This is a genomic window from Streptomyces kebangsaanensis (genome assembly GCF_001906585.1).
Classification (GTDB): Bacteria; Actinomycetota; Actinomycetes; order Streptomycetales; family Streptomycetaceae; genus Streptomyces; species Streptomyces kebangsaanensis.
The window spans coordinates 23,189-40,194 of sequence record NZ_JUJA01000167.1 but is presented as its reverse complement, the minus strand read 5'-3'; the positions used below and the strand labels follow the sequence as shown (position 1 = coordinate 40,194).

Genomic DNA, 17,006 nt, shown 5'->3' with positions numbered 1-17,006 from the left:
AGCGGATCGGCGGCGGCAGCGCCGTCAGCAGCCCCGACACCGCGACCACCAGGCCGAGCACGGCGACCTCCGCCCACGCGGGAGTGGACGCGGCCGGCGGGTCGGGGGCCCGGCGCAGCCGGATCCGCGCCCACAGGGCGAGCAGGGCCACACCGGCCATGAGGATCACCTTGGCGAGCAGGGCGCGGCCGTAGGCCGTCGCCGTCAGCTGGTGCAGCACCGTGTCCGCCGGCATCCGGCGCAGGGTGCTGCACACGCCCGTCGCGGTGACGGCGGCGAGCAGAACGGCCGCCACGCGCGCGTAGCGGCCCAGCAGGGCGGTGCCCGCCGCCGCACCGCGCCACAGCCGCAGCGTGCGCAGCACGTACAGCAGCGCGCCCGCCCACAGCGCCCCGCAGACCAGGTGGACGACGGTCAGGGCGGTGCCGGCCAGTGGGCTGCTCTCGGTGCCGGGGTGCGCGCGCAGCGCCTCGGCGACGACCACCGCGGCGAGCGGCCACACCTGCCGCGACGGGCGCCGCGAGAGCGCGCACAGGCCCATGACGAGAAAGGCGTTGACCTCCAGCAGGGCCAGTGAGCCGTCCCGGGTCCGGTAGAGGCCGCCCACGTCGATCTGGGCCGGGCTGTGCGGCACCAGGTTCCCGGTGGCCACCACGGAGGCCAGGCCCAGGGCGGCGAGGAAACCGGCGGCGGCCGCGTACGGCGACCAGCTGCGCGGCAGCCGGCCGGGGGCCTCGGGGACGCGGCGGGCCAGCCGTGTCACGAACAGCTCACCGACGGGGACGCAGACCGCCGCGAACAGCACCGCCCGCAACACCGCTATGCCGCCGACCCCGGGCGCGGCGGCCTCCCCGGTGCCGTGCAGGGCGGCGGACGGACCGAGCAGCGGTACCAGCGCGGCGAGGGCCACCAGGACGAGGACGGCGACGGCCCGGACGGTCGCGGCCCGCCGCCCCGCCCCGCGCGCGTCCTCCGCCGTGGCGGCCGGTCGTATGAGCGTCACCCATTGATGCTCACCAGCCGCCCCGAACGGAGCAAGTGGCCACCGGCAAGTGGGGCAACGCCGTTCCGCCCACCCGGCCGACGGGACTCCGGACCGCTGCCCTCAGGTCCCCTCGGCCCCCTCAGACCCAGCGGGCCGTGTCCGAGCCCCACGGGACCGGGGGGCGGGACCAGTCGGCCGGGCCGTCGGTGAAGGCGAGGGGCGAGCGGGCGTACCGCAGCCGGCCGATGCGACTGCCGGTCTCCGTGAGCCAGGGGGCGGGGCCGTCGTAGGGGGAGCCCTCCTCGGTGGCGTGGGCGGGTCCCGGGGCGTCCGCGCCCTTCAGCCAGGCCGCCGTACGCGCCAGGACCAGCCGTACGGCCCGGGTGCCGCCCCGCCGCGACTGCTCGGTCAGGGCGCGCAGCACCGAGGCCGCCAGCAGGTAGCCCGTACCGTGGTCCAGGGCCTGCGCGGGCAGTGCGCCGGGCCGCTCCGGTGAACCCTCGATCGCGGCGATGCCGGTGGCGGCCTGTACGAGGCTGTCGAAGCCCCGCCGCCCGCCCCACGGCCCGTACCCGCCCCACGCCGACAACTGGGCCACGACCAGCCCGGGCCGCCGCTCGGACAGTGCCTCGGGGGAGAGCCCGAACCGGTCCAGGGCGCCCGGCCGGTACCCGGTGACCACGACGTCCGCCGCCGCGAGCAACTCCTCGAAGGCGGCCCGGTCGGCCGCCAGGTCCAGCGCCGCCGACCGCTTCCCGAAACCGGTGTCCGCGTGCAGGCCGGTCTCTTCGGGGCGGTCCGGCGCGTCCACGCGCAGCACGTCCGCGCCCAGCAGGGCGAGCGTGCGGGTGGCGACGGGACCCGCGAGCACCCGGGTCAGGTCCAGGACGCGCAGTCCGGCGGCGGGCAGCAGGGGCGCACCCGCGACGGGCGGCAGTACGCGCGCGTGTGTCTCGTCCAGCCGCTCCCGCTCGACCAGCGGCCGCGCGGCCACCGCGGCGCCCTGTTCGTGCGCGGCCCACTCCTCGGGGGTGCGCAGCGCGACGGCGAGGCCGCCGGCCGCGTACACGGCCTCCTCGACCTCGGCCGCGGACCGCTCGGCGAGCGCGGACGCGACACGGTCCACGTCGTCCGGCACGCCCAGCGCGGAGAGCAACCGCTCCCGGTGGTGCGGGTAGTTGGCGTGCGTGCGCACCCAGCCGTCCGCCGTCCGCCAGAACCGCGACAGCGGCGCGAAGGAGACCGGCGCCCGCCCGTCCACCAGCAGATGCCGCTCACTGAGGAACGCCGTGGCCACGGCCCCGTCGTCGACCCGCACCGCCGGCACCTCGGCGAGTCCCGCCCGCCGCGCGCCCAGTTCGGCGGCGGCCAGCGCACAGGCACCCACACACGCGCGTGCCAGCTCACGCACGGGAAGGCGCGCCGAAAGCGCGCCTTCCCGCTCCACGGTGGTGGCCCGCCCGAGAAGGGCGGGATCGCCACCCACCGCGGACCATGCGAAGGAGAGATCAGTCATGACCGCACTATGCGGCACTGACCGACATCTCCTGTGTTCACTTGGTCACAGCGTTCAGGGCGTTCGTGATGCCCTTGCCGTAGAAGGAGTTGTTGCCCTTGCCGCCCTTGCACTCGGCGTCGATCTTGCCGTCGCCGTTGATGTCGTACGGGGTCGTGCACTCCTTCTTGTCGGCACCCTGGGCCAGCAGCGCCTTCACCTGGTTCGGCCTGGCGTTCGGGTGGGTCGACTTGATGAGCGCGGCGACACCCGCGACGTGCGGCGAGGCCATCGACGTGCCGGCCATCCAGCCGTATCCGCCGCCCGGCATCGTGCCGAGGATCCGGCCGTCGGTGGCGGGGGCGTCGGGCGTCTGGTAGCGGGTCGAGTCGCCGCCGGGCGCGGCGATCTCGATGACGCCCTGGCCGTAGTTGGAGAACGACGACTTGATGCCCTTGGCGCCGACGGAGGAGACCGTGACGACACCCGGCAGCTGCGCCGGGATGTCCAGGCACTTCTTGGGGTCGATCACCCGGTCGACGACGGTGCCGTCGTTCGGGCTGCCGTCGTCGAGGATCGACTTGGCGGCGAGGTCCCAGTTGTCGTTGCCGGCGGCCGCGACGTTGACCGTGCCCTTGCTCTCCGCGTACTTGGTGGCGCGCGACACGGCCTCCACCAGAGCCTTCTGGTCGAGGTCGTCCTTGCAGTTGAACTGCCACGGGTCGGTGTAGTAGCTGTTGTTGGTGACGTCCACACCGTGCTCGGCGGCCCAGATGAAGCCGCAGACCACGGCCTCGGTGTAGAACCAGCCGCCGGGCGTCGACACCTTGATGCCGGACACCTTCACGCCCGGGGCGACACCGACCATGCCGATGCCGTTCTTCGCGGCGGCGATCTCACCGGCGACGTGCGTGCCGTGCGCGCTCTCGCCCTTGTTCGGCCGCCAGGCGCCGTCGGCCGTGTTCGGCTTGCCCGACACGCAGTTGACGGACGCCGCCCGGTCGAAGTTGGCCGCGAGGTCCGGGTGGGTGTCGTCCACACCGGTGTCGATCACGCCGACCGTGACCTTGGAGCTGCCCAGCGTGACCTCGTGGGCCTTGTCCGCCTTGATCATCGGCAGGTCCCACTGCAGGCCCTGCAGCGGCTCCTGACCGTCGGCGGCCGCCTCGGTCGCCGCCTGCAGCTCCTCGCCGGTGAGCGCCCGCGGCGTCCCCACCTCGGTGGTCGTCTGCGGGGACAGCGGAGCGGTCCGCGTGGCGCCGGCCGACTCGACCCCCTTGTCCTTGCGTATCTCCTTGGCGAAATCGGCCTTCGACGAGTGGACGACGATGACGCCGATCTGGTCGTAGGCGATGACGACCGTGCCGCCGGCCTTGGCGATCGCCTTCTGCACGGACGCGGAGCTGTGCCCGGGGCGGACGTTGACGACGTAGCTCAGCGCGTCCCCGTCGGCGGCGGCGCTCTGCGCGGTGGTCACCTGCGGAACGGCCTCGGTGGCGGACGCCACGTTCGGCAGGAACGCGAGAGCGGAGGCGACGGCCATGCCGAGCGGGATGGTGACGGTACGCCGGTTGAGGCGAACGCTCATGTGAAACTCCAGTGTTCGAACCATTGCGATACGGCATGCGATACCGCATGCGAGGCGTGGGGGGAGTCTGGGGAAGTGACGGGCCGTGCCGTCACTTGACCGCGCGGAGCGCGTTGACGACGCCGGAGCCGTAGAAGCCGTTGCGGTTCTTGCTGCCCTTGCAGAACGAGTCGACGACGCCGTCGCCGTCCGGGTCGTAGGGCCCGACCGGGCATCCGGGGTTGTCCGCCTGGGCCTTGAGCAGGGCCTGCAGCTGGGCGGGCGTCGCGCGCGGATGCGTCGACTTCAGCAGCGCGGCGACACCGGCCACGTGCGGGGCGGCCATCGAGGTGCCCTGCAGGAAGGCGTACTCGCCGTTCGGCATCGTGGACAGGATGCGGCCGTTGCCCGACGGGGTGTCGGGGATCTGGTATTTGTCGCCGCCCGGCGCCGCGACGTCGATGACGCCGTCGCCGTAGTTGGAGTAGTACGACTTGAGGTTCTGCACGCCGGTGGCGGCGACCGTCACCACACCCGGCAGCTGGGCCGGTGCGTCAAGGCACTTCTTCGGGTCGATCGTGCGGGTCACCGGGGTGGTGTCGTTCGGGCTGGAGGTGTCCTCGATCGACTTGGCGGCCAGATCGTGGTTGGAGTTGCCCGCCGAGGCCACGTGCAGGGTGCCCTTGCGCTGCGCGTACAGCTGAGCCCGGTCGACGGCGTCGAGAATGGCCTTCTGGTCCGCGTCGCCGAGGCAGTTGTACTTCCACGGGTCCACGTAGTAGCTGTTGTTGGTGATCTGGACGTCGTGGTCGGCGGCGAACACGAAGGCGCAGACGACGCTCTCGGCGTAGAACCACTGGTTCTCGTCCGGCTGGGCGACCGTGATGCCCGAGACCCGCACGCCGGGCGCCACGCCCGCGACCCCGACGCCGTTGCGGGCCGCGGCTATCTCGCCCGCCACATGCGTGCCGTGGTAGTGGTCCGCGTCCACCGGCCGCCAGGAGCCGTACGTGGTGTCCGCCTTGCCGCTGACGCAGTTCGCGGACTGGGAGGCGGAGAAGTTCGGGGCGAGGTCCGGGTGGGTGTCGTCGACGCCGGTGTCGATCACGGCGACGGTGACCTTCGCGCTGCCCGGGTTGATCGCGGCGGCCTTGTCGGCGCCGATCGCCCGCAGGTCCCACTGGTCGGCCTCGAGCGGCTCCAGAGGCACCGAACCCTTCGGCTTCTTCGACGTCTTGGCGGCCTTCTCCAGCTGCGCGACCTCGGCCTTGGAGAGGTACTGCACCCCGCCGACGTCCGTCGTGCCGACCGCGCTCAGCGGCGCGGTACGGGTGGCACCCGCCGAGTCCACCCCGGGCACCTTGCGGATGGTCCCGGCGAAGTCCGGGTTCGCGGAGCGGACGACGACGACACCGATCCTGTCGTACGTCATCACGACGGTTCCGCCGGCCGCGGCTATCGCCCGCTCCACCTTCGCGACCGTCTGACGGCTCGTCTTGGTGTTGACGACGTACGTCATCGTGGCCGCTTCCTTCGCCTGCGCGGCCGGGGCCGCGTGGGGCGCCGCCGACGCCGCGGCGGGCAGGAAGCCGAGCGACGCGGTCAGCGACAGCACGACCGGTACGGCCAGTGCGAGCCTGCGTCTGGAACGCAGATGAGCCATGGGGTCTCCACATCATCCGGGTACAGAACCCGCCCAGGGCACAGGTATGGCCCAGGCAGGTACATGACGGGTGGTGCGTGTGCAGGCTGAAGCTATCTCGCCACCCCCCTCACCAGCAATGACTTGACAATGACTTGTTCATGCCGCTTGCGAAAGAACGCGAAGGCTTGAACCGGTCACCGCGTGGCGCCGTGGACCTTGGGCGGGGACCCCGAGCACACTCGAGCCCCCTTGTCGCATCCGCATCCGCATCCGCAACGCGAGGAGACCGACGTGGCCACCGAGACACCGCCACCCTCGAAAACCCAGGCCCCACTGCCCTCCGCCGAGGAGTTCGTCGCGGTGCAGCAGAGCGACGAGTTCGGTGAACTGCGCCGTTCCTACCGCTCCTTCGCCTTCCCGCTGACCGTCGCCTTCGTCGCCTGGTACCTGCTGTACGTCCTGCTCTCCAACTACGCGGGCGGCTTCATGGGCACCAAGCTCTTCGGCAACATCAACGTCGCACTCGTCCTGGGCCTCGCCCAGTTCCTCACCACGTTCCTCATCGCCTGGTGGTACGCGCGGCACGCCGCCGCCAAGCTCGACCCCAAGGCCGAGGCCATCAAGTCCCGGATGGAGGGCGCAGAATGAACCCCGTTGTCACCCTTGCCGTAGGTGAGGCGGGCGAGCACCGGCCGCTGATCATCACCCTGTTCTCGGTGTTCGTCGTCGCCACCCTCGTCATCACCGTCTGGGCCGGCCGCCAGACCAAGAGCGCCGCCGACTTCTACGCCGGCGGACGGCAGTTCACCGGTTTCCAGAACGGCCTCGCCGTATCCGGCGACTACATGTCCGCCGCGTCCTTCCTCGGCATCGCCGGCGCCATCGCGCTGTTCGGCTACGACGGTTTCCTGTACTCCATCGGCTTCCTGGTCGCCTGGCTGGTCGCCCTGCTCCTGGTCGCCGAACCGCTGCGCAACTCCGGCCGTTACACCATGGGCGACGTCCTGGCGTACCGCATGCGCCAGCGCCCGGTCCGCACCGCGGCCGGCACCTCGACGATTGTGGTGTCGATCTTCTACCTGCTGGCCCAGATGGCCGGCGCCGGCGTCCTGGTCTCCCTGCTGCTCGGCATCACCAGCGACGGCGGCAAGATCGCCATCGTGGCGCTGGTCGGCGTCCTGATGATCGTGTACGTCAGCATCGGCGGCATGAAGGGCACCACCTGGGTGCAGATGGTCAAGGCCGTCCTGCTCATCGCGGGTGCCGTGCTGCTCACCTTCCTCGTCATGCTGAAGTTCAACTTCAACATCTCCGACCTGCTCGGCAAGGCCGCCGACAACAGCGGCAAGGGCGCCGCCTTCCTGGAGCCCGGACTGAAGTACGGCGCCACCGGCACCACCAAGCTTGACTTCCTCTCGCTCGGCGTCGCCCTGGTCCTCGGCACCGCCGGCCTGCCGCACATCCTGATCCGCTTCTACACGGTGCCCACCGCCAAGGCCGCCCGGAAGTCCGTGATCTGGGCGATCGGCCTGATCGGCGCCTTCTACCTGATGACCCTCGCCCTCGGCTTCGGCGCCGCCGCGCTCATCAAACCCGACGAGATCATCGCCTCCAACAAGGCCGGCAACACCGCCGCCCCGCTGCTCGCCCTGCATCTGGGCGGAGTCGACTCCAGCTGGGGCGCGATCCTGCTCGCCTCCATCTCCGCGGTCGCCTTCGCCACGATCCTCGCCGTCGTCGCGGGACTGACCCTGGCCTCGTCCTCCTCCTTCGCCCACGACATCTACGCCAACGTCATCAAGAAGGGCACCGCCACCGAGAAGCAGGAGATCAACGCCGCCCGCTGGGCGACCATCGGCATCGGCGCCGTCTCCATCGTGCTGGGCGCCCTCGCCCGCGACCTGAACGTCGCCGGCCTGGTCGCGCTCGCCTTCGCCGTCGCCGCCTCCGCCAACCTGCCCACGATCGTCTACAGCCTGTTCTGGAAGCGGTTCACCACCTCCGGCGCCCTGTGGTCGATCTACGGCGGCCTCGTCACCGCGGTCGGCCTGGTGCTGTTCTCGCCGGTGGTCTCGGGCAAGCCGACGTCGATGTTCCCGGACGTCGACTTCCACTGGTTCCCGCTGGAGAACCCGGGCCTGATCTCCATCCCGGTCGGCTTCCTGCTGGGCGTCGTGGGCACCCTGCTGTCCAAGGAGACCCCGAACGCCGCCAAGTACGCCGAACTGGAGGTGCGGTCCCTGACGGGCACGGGAGCGCACTGAGCGCACACCCTTCGGCACGGCCGCGCCGCGGGGCCTCGCGGGCCTCCGCGGCGCGGCCGTGCCGTATGCCCGCGGCATCGGGCGCTGTCGTTGTCAGTGAGGTCGCGTAGGCTCGCAAGAAACGGGAAAGAGAGATCCGCCACGGGGATCAGTGATCCGAGACGAGGGAGGGGGCCCACGTGCTCATCGACACCTACGGCCGGGTGGCCACCGACCTGAGGGTCTCGCTGACCGACCGGTGCAACCTGCGCTGTACGTACTGCATGCCCGAGGAGGGCCTGCAGTGGCTGGCCAAGCCCACCCTGCTCACCGACGACGAGATCGTCCGCCTGATCGACGTCGCCGTCACCCGCCTCGGTATCAAGGAGGTCCGCTTCACCGGCGGCGAACCCCTGCTGCGCCCCGGCCTGGTCGGCATCGTCGAACGGGTCGCGGCCCTGGACCCCCGCCCCCGGATGTCGCTCACCACCAACGGCATCGGACTGAGGCGCACGGCGAGCGCCCTGAAGGCGGCCGGCCTGGACCGGGTCAACGTCTCCCTGGACACCCTGCGCCCGGACGTCTTCAAGGCCCTCACCCGACGGGACCGCCACAAGGACGTCATCGAGGGACTGCGGGCCGCCCGCGAGGCCGGCCTGACCCCGGTGAAGGTCAACGCGGTCCTGATGCCCGGCCTGAACGCGGACGAGGCCCCGGACCTGCTGGCCTGGGCGGTGGAGCACGACTACGAGATGCGCTTCATCGAGCAGATGCCCCTGGACGCCCAGCACGGCTGGAAGCGCGAGGGCATGGTCACCGCCGGAGACATCCTGGCCTCGCTGCGCACCCGTTTCGAGCTGACCCCCGAGGGCGCCGAGGAGCGCGGTTCGGCCCCGGCCGAGCGGTGGATCGTCGACGGCGGCCCGCACCGCGTCGGCGTCATCGCCTCCGTCACCCGCCCGTTCTGCGCGGCCTGCGACCGCACCCGCCTCACGGCCGACGGCCAGATCCGCACCTGCCTGTTCGCCACCGAGGAGACCGACCTGCGCGCCGCCCTGCGCTCCGGTGCCCCCGACGAGGAGATCGCCCGCATCTGGCGGGTGGCGATGTGGGGCAAGAAGGCCGGTGCGGGCCTGGACGACCCCTCGTTCGTCCAGCCGGCGCGGCCGATGTCGGCGATCGGCGGCTGAGACGGGTACGGCGTCACGAGCCCTCGGGGCTCCCGGACGCTTCCCACTCCTCGAACTTCACGACGTCCTTCAGGAATCCCCGCACCCCGAGGAACTGCGACAGGTGCTCGCGGTGCTCCTCGCACGCCAGCCACGTCTTGCGGCGCTCCGGTATGTGGATCTTCGGGTTGTTCCAGGCCAGGACCCACACGGCGGCGGCACGGCAGCCCTTGGCGGAGCAGATCGGGGTCTCGTCAGTCACTACTTCGTCTCACAGCCACGTAAACAAGGCGACGCCGAGCAGCCACGGGGGGAGCTGCCCGGCGTCGGTCCGTCGCTCCGACGGGGGATGCGGAGCGCGTAGGAAGTATGTCATGGGCGACCCGTCCCCCGGGACCGGAACAGCATGATTGATCTGAGCTTTTCTTGAGCTTCCCGCGAAGCGCCTGCCCGGGGGAGGTTTCCGAGGCCTTCAGGCGCCGGTCAGGCCCCGTCGCGCGGCTCGCTCGCCGCGCCCGCCGCGGGGTCGGCCGCGGCGTCCTCCGGGGCGGACCGGGCGAAATCGTCGTCGGTCCGCGGGGGAGTGATCATCGGTTTCGTCGGCATGGCGACGAACGTGGACGGCAGCTCGGGAGCGTTCTCCCGCCCCGCGTTCGCGATCACCACGGCGACGTAGGGCAGCGCCGCGCCGAGCACCAGCGCCGCGATCGCCACGTAGTGCTCGACGTGCCACAGCGTCACCGCGAGGATCACCGACACCGTACGGATCGACATCGAGATGACATACCGGCGCTGCCGGGCACGCACGTCCTCCTGCAGGCCCGTCCGGGCTCCCGTGATCCGGAACACCTGGCCGTTGCCCTCGCCATGCAGTTTCCGCATCACATCCACCATTCGCCCGTATCGGACAACTCCCCGGCGCGCACCCGGTCCACGACCCTTCCGTGACCGGTCGGAACCACCGGCCCGCACCGTTCCCACGGTACGCCGCACGGACCCGGCCCAGGAAGGCGGGGCCCCGCCCGCCTGCGCGAACGGCTCACGCCCGGCCCGCGCGGGTGGCCGATCGGGCCGGGCGCGCCCCGCCCGGCGTGCGACTTGGGGTCATCGCGCCGACACTGGGCGTAATGCTCACGTCGGGCAGGGCGAGGAGGCAGCCATGGGCTGGTTGTGGGCGATCATCGTGGGTTTCGTGCTGGGTCTGATCGCGAAGGCGGTCATCCCCGGCAAGCAGCACAGCCCGCTCTGGCTGACCACGATCTTCGGCATGCTCGGCGCGATCGCCGGCAACGCGGTCGCCCGCGCGGTCGGGGTCGCCTCGACCCGCGGCATCGACTGGAGCCGGCACATCTTCCAGCTCGTGGCCGCCATCATCATCGTCGCCGTCGGCGACATGGCGTACATGGCCCTGTGGGGCAACAGGAAGCGGCAGCGGGCCCAGCAGGCGTAGCCGGACCCACCACCGCCTCATCGCCGTACGGCAGCAGCCGTGCAGCAGTCGCCGTACAGCCGTACGTCCGGGCTCAGCCGCCCGTGACCTCGACGGCCGCCAGGTTCTTCTTGCCCCGGCGCAGCACCAGCCAGCGGCCGTGCAGCAGGTCCTCCTCGGCGGGGACCGCGTCCTCGGCGGTGACCTTGACGTTGTTCACGTAGGCGCCGCCCTCCTTCACCGTGCGGCGGGCGGCCGACTTGCTGGGCACCAGGCCGACCTCGGCGAACAGGTCGACCACCGGGCCGAGCTCGGTGACCTCGATGTGCGGCACCTCGGACAGCGCCGCGGCCAGCGTCCGCCCGTCCAGCTCCGCGAGCTCGCCCTGGCCGAACAGGGCCCTGGACGCGGCGATCACGGCGGCCGTCTGGTCGGCGCCGTGGACCAGCGTCGTCAGCTCCTCCGCCAGCGCGCGCTGCGCGGCCCGCGCCTGCGGACGCTCCTCGGTCTGCTGCTCCAGCGCCTCGAGCTCCTCGCGGGACCTGAAGGACAGGATGCGCATGTACTTGGAGATGTCCCGGTCGTCCACGTTCAGCCAGAACTGGTAGAACGCGTACGGCGTCGTCATCTCCGGGTCGAGCCAGACGGCGCCGCCCTCGGTCTTGCCGAACTTGGTGCCGTCCGCCTTCGTCATCAGCGGCGTCGCCAGCGCGTGCACCTCGGCGTCCGGCTCCAGCCGGTGGATCAGGTCCAGACCCGCCGTGAGGTTGCCCCACTGGTCGCTGCCGCCCTGCTGGAGCGTGCAGCCGTGGCGCCGGTAGAGCTGCAGGAAGTCCATGCCCTGCAGGATCTGGTAGCTGAACTCGGTGTAGCTGATGCCCTGGTCGGACTCCAGACGGCGGGCCACGGAGTCCTTCGTCAGCATCTTGTTGACGCGGAAGTGCTTGCCGATGTCCCGCAGGAACTCGATCGCGGAGAGACCCTGCGTCCAGTCGAGGTTGTTCACCATGACCGCGGCGTTCTCGCCCTCGAAGGAGAGGAACGGCTCGATCTGGCCGCGCAGCCTGTCCACCCAGCCGGCGACCGTCTCGGGGTCGTTCAGCGTGCGCTCCGCGGTCGGGCGCGGGTCGCCGATCAGGCCCGTAGCGCCGCCGACCAGCGCCAGCGGCCGGTGGCCGGCCTGCTGGAGCCGGCGCACGGTGAGCACCTGCACCAGGTGCCCCACGTGCAGCGACGGCGCGGTCGGGTCGAAGCCGCAATAGAACGTGACGGGACCGTCCGCGAGCGCCTTGCGCAAGGCGTCCTCGTCGGTGGACAGGGCGAAAAGACCCCGCCACTTCAGCTCGTCGACGATGTCCGTCACGGTTCTCGTGTCTCCTCGGTGATGCTCGGTGATCCTCGCGCGGCCGGGTGACACCCGACCACGAACGCATACGAGGTTATACGCCCTGACTGACAGAGCTCATGTTGAAATCGGGGATGCGCAGCGCGGGCATGGCGGCCCGGGTGAACCAGTCGCTCCACTCCCGCGGCAGGGTCTTCTCCGTGCGCCCCGCCTCGGTCGCCCGGCCCAGCAGGTCCACCGGCGACTCGTTGAACCGGAAGTTGTTGACCTCGCCGGTCACCTCGCCGTTCTCCACGAGGTACACCCCGTCCCGGGTCAGCCCCGTGAGCAGCAGCGTCGCCGGATCCACCTCGCGGATGTACCACAGGCAGGTCAGCAGCAGCCCGCGCTCGGTGCCGGCGACCATCTCCTCCAGCGAGCGGCCTGTGCCGCCGTCGAGGATCAGGTTCCCGGCCGACGGGGCGAGGGGCAGCCCGGTCAGGCCCGCGCTGTGCCGGGTGGTCAGCAGGTGCTTCAGCTCGCCGCCGCCGATCCACTCGGTGGCCCGCGCCGGCAGCCCGTTGTCGAACACCGACTGGTCGCCCCCGGAGGAGTGCGCGACCACGAAAGGCGCGTACTCCAGACCCGGCTCGTCCGGGTCGCTGCGCAGGGTCAGCGGCAGCTCGCTCAGCTTCTCGCCCATGCGCGTGCCGCCGCCCGGCCTGGAGAACACCGTGCGCCCCTCGGCCGCGTCCCGGCCCGACGACGACCACGTCTGGTAGATCAGCAGGTCCGCGACCGCGGTCGGCGGCAGCAGCGTCTCGTACCGCCCGGCCGGCAGCTCGGTCCGCCGCTCGGCCCAGCCGAGCCGTACGGCCAGCTCCGCGTCCAGCGCCGCCGGGTCGACGTCCTTGAAGTCGCGGGTCGACCGCCCCGCCCAGGCCGAGCGCGTACGGTCGGGGGACTTCGCGTTCAGCTCCAGCGTGCCGCTCGGCTGGTCGTACCGCAGGCGCAGTCCCGTGGACGTACCCAGGTAGGTCGTCACCATCTCGTGGTTGGCGAAGCCGTACAGCTCACGGCCGCCGGCACGCGCGCGTGCGAACGCCTCGCCGAGGGCCGGCGCGAAGTCCGCGAACACCGCCGAGGAGGTCTCGGCGGGCGCGTCGGCGAAGTCGGGCGACGGGGGTACGTCCGTGACCAGCGGCTGCGCGTCCTCGGCGGGCCCCGCCCCCCGCGCGGCGGCCTCCGCGGCCCGCACCAGCGGCTCCAGCTCCTCCTCCGTCACGGCGGCCCTCGACACGACACCCGAGGCGGTGCCCTCCTTGCCGTCGACGGTGGCGACGACGGTGAGCGTACGCCCGCGCGTGACCCCGTTCGTGGTGAGCGCGTTGCCCGCCCAGCGCAGATTGGCGGTCGAGTGCTCGTCGGCGATCACGACGCACCCGTCGGCCCGGGACAGGGAGAGGGCGCGCTCGACGACCTCGTGCGGCTTGGTGTTGCGCGGGCTCATCGACCGGCCTCCTGCGTGGTGTTGAGACTGTGCTTTCCCGGGGGGCGACCCCCGGACCCCCGGCCGATTTCGAAGCGAGCGTTCATCGACCGGCCTCCTGGGTCGTGTTGAGGATGTTGACGCCCTTGAAGAGGGCCGAGGGGCAGCCGTGGGAGACGGCCGCGATCTGCCCCGGCTGGGCCTTGCCGCAGTTGAAGGCGCCCCCGAGGACGTACGTCTGCGGGCCGCCGACGGCCGCCATGGAGCCCCAGAAGTCGGTCGTGGTCGCCTGGTAGGCGACGTCCCGCAGCTGCCCGGCCAGCCGCCCGTTCTCGATCCGGAAGAACCGCTGCCCGGTGAACTGGAAGTTGTACCGCTGCATGTCGATGGACCAGGACCGGTCCCCGACGACGTAGATGCCCCGGTCGACGCCGCCGATGAGATCCTCGGTCGACAGCCCGGCCGGATCGGGCCGCAGCGACACGTTCGCCATGCGCTGCACGGGCACATGCCCGGGGGAGTCCGCGAACGCGCACCCGTTGGATCGCTCGAACCCGGTCAGCTTCGCGATCCTGCGGTCCAGCTGGTAGCCGACCAGCGTCCCGTCCCTGACCAGGTCCCAGGACTGCGCCTCGACGCCCTCGTCGTCGTAGCCGACGGTCGCCAGGCCGTGCTCGGCGGTGCGGTCGCCGGTGACGTTCATCAGCTCGGAGCCGTACTTCAGCTTGCCGAGCTGGTCGAAGGTGGCGAAGGAGGTCCCGGCGTAGGCGGCCTCGTAGCCGAGCGCCCGGTCCAGCTCGGTGGCGTGCCCGATGGACTCGTGGATGGTCAGCCACAGGTTGGACGGGTCGACGACCAGGTCGTACACCCCCGCCTCGACGCTCGGCGCCCGCATCTTCTCGGCGAGCAGCTCGGGCATCCGCTCCAGCTCACCGTCCCAGTCCCAGCCGGTTCCGGTGAGGTACTCCCAGCCGCGCCCGACGGGCGGGGCCAGCGTCCGCATCGAGTCGAACTCCCCGCTGGACCCGTCCACCGCCACGGCGGTCAGCTGCGGATGCAGCCGCACCCGCTGCTGCGTGGTCACGGTCCCGGCGGTGTCGGCGTAGAACTTGTTCTCGTGCACGGTGAGCAGCGAGGCGTCGACGTGGTCGACCCCGTCGGCGGCGAGCAGCCGCGCGCTCCACTCGGCGAGCAGCCCGGACTTCTCCCGGTCCGGCACGGAGAACGGGTCGATCTCGTACGACGACACCCACGTCTTCTCGGCATGCACGGGCTCGTCGGCGAGCTCCACGCGCTCGTCGGACCCGGCGGCCCGGATCACCTCGGCGGACAGCTTGGCCATCGCCACGGCCTGCGAGGCCACCTTGGCGGCCGCGTCCATGGTCAGATCCACCCCGGAGGCGAACCCCCACGTCCCGCCGTGCACGACCCGCACCGCGTATCCCAGGTCGGTGGTGTCCGACGACCCGGCCGGCCGGGCGTCCCTCAGCCGCCAGGCCGCACTGCGCACCCGCTCGAACCGGAAGTCCGCGTGCTCGGCCCCGAGCGCGCGCGCACGTGCGAGCGCGGCGTCGGCCAGGGCGCGCAGGGGAAGGGCGAGAAACGTTTCGTCGATGTGATGGGGCACGCAGACCCTCCTGTTGGTCTCTTCGTCACCGTGGCGACGGTCGCCCGTCTCCGCCGCGGTGCGTGATTCGAGGTGCCATCATGCTGCACAACGGGGCGGCGGCCGCACTCCCGGCGTTCTCCAGGAGCACCACATTCGGCGGGGGCGGCCCGAACCCGGTGGGACTGCCGGCGCCCGGGACCGCCCGGCTCACTCCCGGCCGCTGAACGCCAGTCGGATCCCCAGGCCGACCATCACCGCACCCGACGCCCCGCCGATCCACGACAGCCGACGCGGTGACCCGGCCAGCCAGTCGCGCGCCGTCCCGGCGAGCAGTCCCCACGTCGCGTCGGAGACCAGTGCGATCATGACGCAGATCAGGCCCAGCAGCAGCAACTGCACCTGCACGTTTCCCGCATGAGGGTCCACGAACTGCGGCAGTACGGCTCCGAAGATCAGCAGTCCCTTGGGGTTGCTGATCCCCACGACGAAGCCCTCGCGCAGGACGCGGCCCGGTCTGCCCGCCTCCGGTGCGTTCTCGTCCTTCACGGCCAGGGACTTGCGACGTCGCCAGGCCTGGACTCCCAGGTACACGAGGTAAACGGCGCCGGCGAACTTCAGCACCGAGAAGACCAGGAGGGAACGCTCGATCACGTTCCCCAGTCCGAACGCCGCGAGCACCACCTGAACGAGCAGACCTGCCTCGTTCCCCACCGCGGTGGACACGGCGGCCCGCCGTCCCAGCGTCACCCCACGGCTGACAACGAACAGGACGCTCGGCCCCGGTACAGCGATCAGTACGACCACAACAGTCAGGAAGACAGCGAGACGGTCCAATCCGATCACCGGCACACGGTAGCAACCGTCAACTCCGCGCACTGCCGTTTCCGTGATGTCGTCCTTCGAGGGAGTGATTTCAGGGGCGCCCCAGCAGGCCCGACTCCGGCCGCACTACGGTCGGTCCATGTCCAGCAAGAGCCGTGACACCGGTAAGAAGAAGGCACGCAAGAACAAGCGGGTCCCGGCCGCGCGAGCTGCGGTCTCCAGGCCCGTCACCCTGGCCCAGTCCGCCGAGGACTGCGAACGGCTCGCGGAGCGGCACCCCGAGGAGCGCGAGGAACTCCTCATGGAGGCCGCCGACGCATGGCGGGACGCGGGCGAACCCGAGCGGGCGCTCGCGGTGTACGAGCGGCTCCTCGACCGGGGGGAGGGCGGCAGCGAGAGGTACGACCTCGTGGACGCCTTCCGCATCAGCGCGCTGTGGGACCTCCAGCGCCTGGAGGAGGCCCGCGCGGGAGCGGCGGCGTTCCGCACACGCCATCCACGGGACGCGGGCGCCTGGATGTTCGTCGCCGAGTGCTTCGAGGAGGCGGAGGAGACGGCGACGGCCGCGGAGTGGTACACGGCCGGCGTCACGCACGTCCTGGGGGCCGGCACGCCGGTCACCGCGGACACGGTCGGGGAACATCCGGACAGCTTCGACCTGGAGACGCTGGTCGTCGGCCGCCACCGGGTGCGCCGCCTGCTCGGCGCCCCGCACGACGACTGGGACGAGGTCGCCGACGAGCTCCACGTACGGCGTGCCTCGTCCCTGCCCGGGCGGGTGCGCCCCCTCGACGAGATGCACGACCCGATCCGCCTCAGGCGGCTCAGGAAGGAAGGCCCGGAGGCCCTCGAGGCAGAGATCAGGGAGTTGACGGAGGCGCTGGAGGAGGAGCGCGCCGTACGTACCGGCCCGCTGAGGGCCTGTGTCCTGTTCTGGCCCGCGGAGGAGTTCACGCTGCTGCTCCAGCGCCGGCCGAAGGCCGCGGAGGCGTACGGCGACGACCACGCCGCCCACCTCCGCCAGGTGGAGCGCAGTCTGCGCCAACTGTCGGACGAGGGTGCCCCGCACCTCGCGGTCGGGCGCGCCACGGTGGCCGGGCTCCAGGCCCACGCCGAGGCGGACGGCGGCTCTCCCGACACTTCCGCCACCCGCTCCGCGTACGCGGCCGAACTCGCCCGCCGCGGACAGGCGACCGCCTGGCCGCCGCCGCGCAACGGCCCCTGCTGGT

15 protein-coding genes are annotated in these 17,006 nt (G+C 71.7%); 5 read left to right on the top strand and 10 right to left on the bottom strand.

The window, feature by feature from the left end:
* The 4 genes from RH94_RS34955 to RH94_RS34940 form a co-directional block, all read right to left on the bottom strand.
* Window positions 1-1,003, bottom strand: a 1,003-nt coding sequence (locus RH94_RS34955) for a CopD family protein (RefSeq protein ID WP_073952623.1), incomplete at its 3' end; no start/stop codon positions are given.
* 121 nt (window positions 1,004-1,124) lie between these two features.
* On the bottom strand, window positions 1,125-2,501 hold the full coding sequence (locus RH94_RS34950; protein ID WP_073952325.1) for a CoA transferase: 1,377 nt from the start codon (window positions 2,499-2,501) through the stop codon (window positions 1,125-1,127).
* A gap of 37 nt (window positions 2,502-2,538) precedes the next feature.
* Entirely contained in the window at window positions 2,539-4,068 is a 1,530-nt protein-coding gene (locus tag RH94_RS34945) for a S8 family peptidase (RefSeq protein ID WP_073952324.1), read from the bottom strand.
* A 91-nt stretch (window positions 4,069-4,159) separates the two neighbouring features.
* Entirely contained in the window at window positions 4,160-5,710 is a 1,551-nt protein-coding gene (locus RH94_RS34940; RefSeq protein WP_073952323.1) for a S8 family peptidase, read from the bottom strand.
* A gap of 273 nt (window positions 5,711-5,983) precedes the next feature.
* On the opposite strand from RH94_RS34940, the gene RH94_RS34935 reads away from it, so the two are divergent.
* The 3 genes from RH94_RS34935 (at window position 5,984) to moaA (ending at window position 9,125) form a co-directional block, all read left to right on the top strand.
* Window positions 5,984-6,340, top strand: a complete 357-nt coding sequence (locus RH94_RS34935) for a DUF485 domain-containing protein (RefSeq protein ID WP_073952322.1) — start codon at window positions 5,984-5,986, stop codon at window positions 6,338-6,340.
* Complete coding sequence (locus RH94_RS34930) at window positions 6,337-7,956, top strand: solute symporter family protein (RefSeq protein ID WP_073952321.1); 1,620 nt, start codon at window positions 6,337-6,339, stop codon at window positions 7,954-7,956. The genes RH94_RS34935 and RH94_RS34930 overlap by 4 nt, the downstream gene beginning before the upstream one ends.
* Window positions 7,957-8,135: 179 nt before the next feature.
* Window positions 8,136-9,125, top strand: coding sequence for a GTP 3',8-cyclase MoaA (gene moaA, locus RH94_RS34925; RefSeq protein WP_073952320.1), 990 nt, complete (start codon window positions 8,136-8,138; stop codon window positions 9,123-9,125).
* Between the two features lie 13 nt (window positions 9,126-9,138).
* Here moaA and RH94_RS34920 read toward each other — a convergent pair whose 3' ends face one another.
* Together RH94_RS34920 and RH94_RS34915 are read right to left on the bottom strand one after the other, a co-directional pair.
* Window positions 9,139-9,366: a hypothetical protein gene (locus tag RH94_RS34920; protein WP_073952319.1), complete on the bottom strand. Its 228-nt coding sequence runs from the start codon at window positions 9,364-9,366 to the stop codon at window positions 9,139-9,141.
* A gap of 221 nt (window positions 9,367-9,587) precedes the next feature.
* The gene (locus RH94_RS34915) at window positions 9,588-9,986 is read right to left on the bottom strand and encodes a DUF3099 domain-containing protein (RefSeq protein ID WP_073952622.1); all 399 of its coding nucleotides are present in this window, start codon (window positions 9,984-9,986) and stop codon (window positions 9,588-9,590) included.
* A gap of 277 nt (window positions 9,987-10,263) precedes the next feature.
* On the opposite strand from RH94_RS34915, the gene RH94_RS34910 reads away from it, so the two are divergent.
* On the top strand, window positions 10,264-10,554 hold the full coding sequence (locus RH94_RS34910; RefSeq protein ID WP_073952318.1) for a GlsB/YeaQ/YmgE family stress response membrane protein: 291 nt from the start codon (window positions 10,264-10,266) through the stop codon (window positions 10,552-10,554).
* Between the two features lie 73 nt (window positions 10,555-10,627).
* On the opposite strand, the gene tyrS is transcribed toward RH94_RS34910, so the two are convergent.
* From tyrS to RH94_RS34890, 4 genes are all read right to left on the bottom strand, one after another.
* The gene (gene tyrS, locus RH94_RS34905) at window positions 10,628-11,896 is read right to left on the bottom strand and encodes a tyrosine--tRNA ligase (protein ID WP_073952317.1); all 1,269 of its coding nucleotides are present in this window, start codon (window positions 11,894-11,896) and stop codon (window positions 10,628-10,630) included.
* A gap of 76 nt (window positions 11,897-11,972) precedes the next feature.
* On the bottom strand, window positions 11,973-13,367 hold the full coding sequence (locus RH94_RS34900; protein ID WP_073952316.1) for a metallopeptidase TldD-related protein: 1,395 nt from the start codon (window positions 13,365-13,367) through the stop codon (window positions 11,973-11,975).
* Between the two features lie 82 nt (window positions 13,368-13,449).
* Complete coding sequence (locus RH94_RS34895; RefSeq protein WP_073952315.1) at window positions 13,450-14,973, bottom strand: TldD/PmbA family protein; 1,524 nt, start codon at window positions 14,971-14,973, stop codon at window positions 13,450-13,452.
* A gap of 189 nt (window positions 14,974-15,162) precedes the next feature.
* Entirely contained in the window at window positions 15,163-15,798 is a 636-nt protein-coding gene (locus RH94_RS34890; RefSeq protein WP_073952621.1) for a LysE family translocator, read from the bottom strand.
* Between the two features lie 118 nt (window positions 15,799-15,916).
* Between RH94_RS34890 and RH94_RS34885 the strand changes: the two genes are divergently transcribed.
* A partial coding sequence (locus RH94_RS34885; RefSeq protein ID WP_158073119.1) for a hypothetical protein occupies window positions 15,917-17,006 on the top strand: 1,090 nt, incomplete at its 3' end.

Coding starts and splice junctions, on each gene's coding strand:
- RH94_RS34950 (WP_073952325.1), bottom strand. CDS start 2,501: ATGACTGATCTCTCCTTCGCATGGTCCGCGGTGGGTGGCGATCCCGCC.
- RH94_RS34945 (WP_073952324.1), bottom strand. CDS start 4,068: ATGAGCGTTCGCCTCAACCGGCGTACCGTCACCATCCCGCTCGGCATG.
- RH94_RS34940 (WP_073952323.1), bottom strand. CDS start 5,710: ATGGCTCATCTGCGTTCCAGACGCAGGCTCGCACTGGCCGTACCGGTC.
- RH94_RS34930 (WP_073952321.1), top strand. CDS start 6,337: ATGAACCCCGTTGTCACCCTTGCCGTAGGTGAGGCGGGCGAGCACCGG.
- RH94_RS34915 (WP_073952622.1), bottom strand. CDS start 9,986: ATGCGGAAACTGCATGGCGAGGGCAACGGCCAGGTGTTCCGGATCACG.
- RH94_RS34910 (WP_073952318.1), top strand. CDS start 10,264: ATGGGCTGGTTGTGGGCGATCATCGTGGGTTTCGTGCTGGGTCTGATC.
- RH94_RS34900 (WP_073952316.1), bottom strand. CDS start 13,367: ATGAGCCCGCGCAACACCAAGCCGCACGAGGTCGTCGAGCGCGCCCTC.